The organism is Nocardioides sp. AX2bis (assembly GCF_902506435.1).
Lineage (GTDB): Bacteria > Actinomycetota > Actinomycetes > Propionibacteriales > Nocardioidaceae > Nocardioides.
Window position 1 is genome coordinate 1 of record NZ_LR733229.1, and the last position, 4,613, is coordinate 4,613.

4 protein-coding genes are annotated in these 4,613 nt (G+C 75.4%); 2 read left to right on the forward strand and 2 right to left on the reverse strand.

Translation table 11 applies throughout. The features are described from left to right. Together GV155_RS19750 and GV155_RS19755 are read right to left on the reverse strand one after the other, a co-directional pair. A partial coding sequence (locus GV155_RS19750; RefSeq protein WP_160011934.1) for an ArsA family ATPase occupies window positions 1-1,129 on the reverse strand: 1,129 nt, incomplete at its 3' end. A 32-nt stretch (window positions 1,130-1,161) separates the two neighbouring features. Then, a complete protein-coding gene (locus GV155_RS19755; RefSeq protein WP_160011936.1) occupies window positions 1,162-1,611 on the reverse strand; it encodes an SRPBCC family protein in 450 nt (149 codons plus the stop codon). A 217-nt stretch (window positions 1,612-1,828) separates the two neighbouring features. On the opposite strand from GV155_RS19755, the gene GV155_RS19760 reads away from it, so the two are divergent. Both GV155_RS19760 and cpaB read left to right on the forward strand, forming a co-directional pair. After that, on the forward strand, window positions 1,829-3,676 hold the full coding sequence (locus GV155_RS19760; RefSeq protein ID WP_160011938.1) for an AMP-dependent synthetase/ligase: 1,848 nt from the start codon (window positions 1,829-1,831) through the stop codon (window positions 3,674-3,676). Window positions 3,677-3,859: 183 nt separating this feature from the next. Continuing rightward, window positions 3,860-4,600, forward strand: a complete 741-nt coding sequence (gene cpaB / locus GV155_RS19765) for a Flp pilus assembly protein CpaB (protein ID WP_160011940.1) — start codon at window positions 3,860-3,862, stop codon at window positions 4,598-4,600. Window positions 4,601-4,613: the final 13 nt, after the last annotated feature.

Consider the following 4,613-nt stretch of genomic DNA (forward strand, 5'->3'; position numbering starts at 1 on the left):
CCTCGACCCCGGCCCCCCGCACCCGCATCCGGGCCAGGACGCCCGGCAGGGCCAGCACCCGGCGGTACGAGCCGACGGTGACGACGAGGTCGTCGCCGCTGCGGGCGAGGTCGACCTCGCCGGCGTCGGCGAACGGGAGCGCGAGGTGCAGGGTGGCCCCGCCGCTCCACCGCTCGACACGGAAGGGCGCCGGCGCGGTCACCGGACCGACCGGGTCGCGCCCGGCGTACAGGTTGAAGGCGAGGTCGCGCAGCGCGGCGACGCCGACGGGCTCGGCCGGGGCGTAGCCCGCGCGCCACAGCGGCAGGCCTTCGAAGGACGCCCGCGCCTCGGCCAGCACCCGCGCCTGCGCGCGCACCCAGCCCTGCCGCCAGGCGTCGCCGGAGCCGGCGGGGAAGACCCGGTTGGCCACGACCCCGTCGACGCGGTAGCCGAACAGCGACAGCGTCGTCCACGAGCGGCGGGCCTCGGCCAGCACGACGGACTCGGGGGTCAGCACCAGGCGTACGGAGGCCTCGGGGCCGGTGAGCAGCGCCCGCACCTCGGCCAGCTCCAGCTGCAGCCGCTCGGCGGCGCCGGCGACCTCCGGGTCCGGGGCCGGCACGCCCGTGGCGCGACTGAGCAGCGGCGCGAGGGCGCGGACGACACGACGGTCGGCGGGCACCACCTTGCGCAGGTACCACCCGAGCGCCTCCGGCAGCGCCAGCAGGCGCAGGGTCTCGGCGGTCGGCGCGCAGTCGACGACGACGGCGTCCCACTCCCCCGACAGCACCTGGCGGCGCAGCTCGAGCAGGGCCAGGACCTCCTCGGCGCCGGGCACGACCGTCAGCTCCTCGGCGGTCACCGGGTCGAGCCCGGCGACGTGCAGCACGTCGAGCAGGTAGCCCTGGACGACCGACCAGGACTCCTCGAGCCCGCGCTGGGCGTCGACCTGCTGCACGTGCAGGTGGGGGGCCACCGGCGTCGGCTCCGGACCCACCGGGACCCCGAAGGCGTCGGCGAGGGAGTGTGCGGCGTCGGTGGAGAGCACCAACGTACGGCTGCCGCGCGCCGCCGCGAGCGCGGCCGTGCCGGCGGCGACCGTGGACTTGCCCACGCCACCCTTGCCGGTGAACAGCACGACGCGCACGATCGGTCCTGACCTGGTCCGGCTGCCGGCGCTCAGGCCAGCTGCTCGACGCGCTTCTTCAGACCCTTCAGCGCGGTGTCGATGAGGATCTTCTCCCCCTTGCGCTTCAGCATCCCGATCAGCGGGATCGAGACGTCGAGGGCGAGTCGGTAGGTGACCTCGGTGCCGCCGGGGACCTCGCGCAGGACGTAGGCGCCGTCGAGGGAGCGCAGCATCTTGCCCTCGACCAGGCTCCAGGAGACCTGGCGGTCGCCGTCCCAGGTGTAGGCCAGCGTGTACTCGTCCTTGATCGGGGAGACGTCGAGGACGAAGAAGACCCGGTCGGCGCGCCCGGCCGCGGGGCCGTCCCCGACCCGGTCGAGGACCTCGGCGCGCTTCATCCCGGTCGCCCACGCGGGGTACGACTCGAAGTCGGCGATCACGGCCATGACCTCGGCGGGCGTGGCCTCGACGACGAGGGACGACGTGGTCTGCTCCGCCATGGTCACACCCTTCCGATGCTGCGGGCCCACGCGGCCGCGACGAGACGCGACCGGGGTGCCGGACGATCGGCGAGACTACCGGACGCCCCGGCCGTACCACCGGATGGCGTCCCCGAGCCGACGGCGCAGTAGCCTGCCCCCGCCGCCACCAGCGCCGGCGCAGGACCAGCACGACCAGTGAGACCAGTGAGACCAGCGAGACCAGCGAGGAGGAGCCGTGCGGGAGTACTCCACCCCCCGGGCCACGCCCGCGCCGCTCACCGGCAGCCTCACCGACGACCTGCTGACCAACGCCGAGCAGGCACCGGACGCGGTCGCCCTCCTCCGCCGCACCCCCGGCGCCCCCTCCGGCACCGCCCCGGGCGGCGGGTGGGAGGAGCTCACCACCACCGGCCTGCGCGACGAGGTCGCCGCGGTGGCCCGGGGCCTGCTGGCGGTCGGCGTCGACGCAGGCGACCGGGTCCTGCTCGCGGCCCGCACCCGGTGGGAGTGGACGGTCGTCGACTACGCGCTGTGGTGGGTGGGGGCGGTCAGCGTCCCCCTCTACGACTCGGTCTCGGTGGAGCAGCTGGGCCGCGTCCTCGCCGACGCGCCGGTGGTCGCTGCGGTGGTCGGCGACGCCGCCGTCGCCGCGCGGCTCCGCGAGGCCGCCGGCGGCGCCGTCCCCCGCCACACCTGGGTGCTCGACGACGGCGGTCTGGACGCGCTGCGCGCCGCCGGACGAGGACCGGGCTCCCCGGACGAGGACGCCCTCGCGGCCCGGCGGGCCGCCGTCGGGCCCGACGACCTGGCCACGCTCCTCTTCACCTCGGGCACCACCGGGCGACCGCGCGGCTGCGAGCTCACCCACGGCCAGCTGATGGCCGGCGCCCAGGCGTGCCTCGACGGCCTGCCCGAGCTCTACCGCACCGCGGACCCCGACGACGAGGACGACGACGGCCCCTCGACGCTGCTCTTCCTGCCGCTCGCCCACGTGCTGGCGCGCTCGGTCCAGGTGGCCTGCGTCCGCGCCCGCGTCCGGATCGCCCACGGCTCCGACCTGCGTCGGCTGACCGACGACCTGCAGCAGGTCCGGCCGACCTTCGTCCTGGCCGTGCCCCGGGTGCTGGAGCAGCTGTTCAACACCGTCTCGCTGCGTGCGGCCGCCGACGGCCGGGGCCGCGTCTTCGAGAAGGCCGCCGACACCGCCATCGCCTGGTCCCGCGCCCGCGAGCGCGGTCGGGTGCCGGTCCGGCTCCGCGCACGCCACACGGCCTACCAGCGCCTGGTCCGCACCCGCCTGCACGAGGCCCTCGGCGGCCGCTGCCGGCACGCCGTCTGCGGCGGAGCGCCGCTGGGCGAGCGGCTCGGCCACTTCTACCGCGGGATCGGGATCAGCGTGCTCGAGGGCTACGGCCTCACCGAGACCGCGGGCGCGGTGACGGTCAACCAGCCCGAGGCCACCCGGATCGGCACCGTCGGCCGGCCGCTGCCCGGCGCCGGTGTGCGGATCTCCGACGAGGGCGAGCTGCTGGTGCGTGGCCCGCAGGTCTTCCGCGGCTACCACGGCCTGCCCGACCTGACCGCCGAGGTGCTGACCGCCGACGGCTGGCTGCACACCGGTGACGTCGGCGAGGTCGACGACGAGGGCTTCGTCCGGGTCACCGGGCGCCAGCGCGAGATCTTCGTGACCGCCGGCGGCAAGAACGTCGCCCCCGCCGTGCTCGAGGACAAGGTCCGCGCCCACCCGCTGGTGAGCCAGTGCCTCGTGGTCGGTGACGGGCGCCCGTACGTCGGGGCGCTGGTCACCCTCGACCCGGACGCCGTCGCGCTCTGGGCCGAGCGGCACGGCACCACCGACGACCCGGCCCGGCTGACCGGTCACCCGGCCCTGCTGGCCGACGTGCAGGCCGGCGTCGACGAGGCCAACCTGGCGGTGTCGAAGGCGGAGTCGATCAAGCGCTTCCGGGTGCTGCCGCGCGACTGGACCGAGGAGGACGGCGAGCTGACGCCCAGCCTGAAGCTGCGCCGCTCGGTGGTCCTGCGCCGCCACCGCGACGCCATCGAGGGCCTCTACGAGGCCTGACGGCCCGCCGTCGCCTGCCACAGGTCCCGGACCGGTGGTCCTTTTCGGTATTCCGCCACGGGTCGACCCCCCTGCGTGCCAACATTTCGACACGCCCGCGGGATGGTCCCGCGCGCCGCACGCTGCGCCTGACGTCAGCACCTCCGGGGGAAGGTGACCGATGTCGCGCGCCGGGAGGGACCCATGGAGCGACGCAAGATCCTGCTGGTCGTGGCGGCCGTCGTCGCCGCCCTCGGAGCGACCCTGGTCTTCCTCTACGCCCAGGGTGCCGAGAACCGGGCCGTGGCGCAGTTCCAGACCGTCGAGGTGCTCAGCGCCGCGCAGCGCATCGAGCGCGGCGAGTCCATGGACGACGCCCTGGCCGCCGGCAAGGTCACCCTCGAGGACGTCAACGTCGACGAGGTGCTCGAGGGCGCCGGCGCCGACGACGAGGTCTTCGCCGGCCAGGTCGCGCTGACCACGGTCTACCCCGGCGAGCAGCTGCTGCCGGTCAAGTTCGGCTCCGCCGACGAGGTCGAGTCGACCTCGACCCTCCCGGTGCCCGACGGCAAGGTCGCGATCGCCGTCAGCCTCACCGACCAGGGCCGTGTCGGCAGCTTCACCCGGCCGGGCTCCGAGGTCGCGATCTACCTCTCCGCGGTCCCCGAGGACGGCACCCCGGCCTACACCCGGATGCTCCTGCCCCGGGTGACGGTCATCGGCGCCGGGTCCACCACCCAGGTCCAGGCCGCCGCGACCACCGCGGAGGGCGAGGTCGCCGCCGAGCAGCTGCCCAACACGCTGCTGACCCTCGCCGTCGACCAGCAGGAGGCCGAGAAGGTCCTCTTCGCCCAGGACGCCGGCACCCTCTCCTTCGCCCTGCTCCCCGCCAAGGGCGAGCTCGAGGACACGGGGGGCGTCGGTGCCGCCAACCTCTTCGAGTGACGTCCTCCCCCAC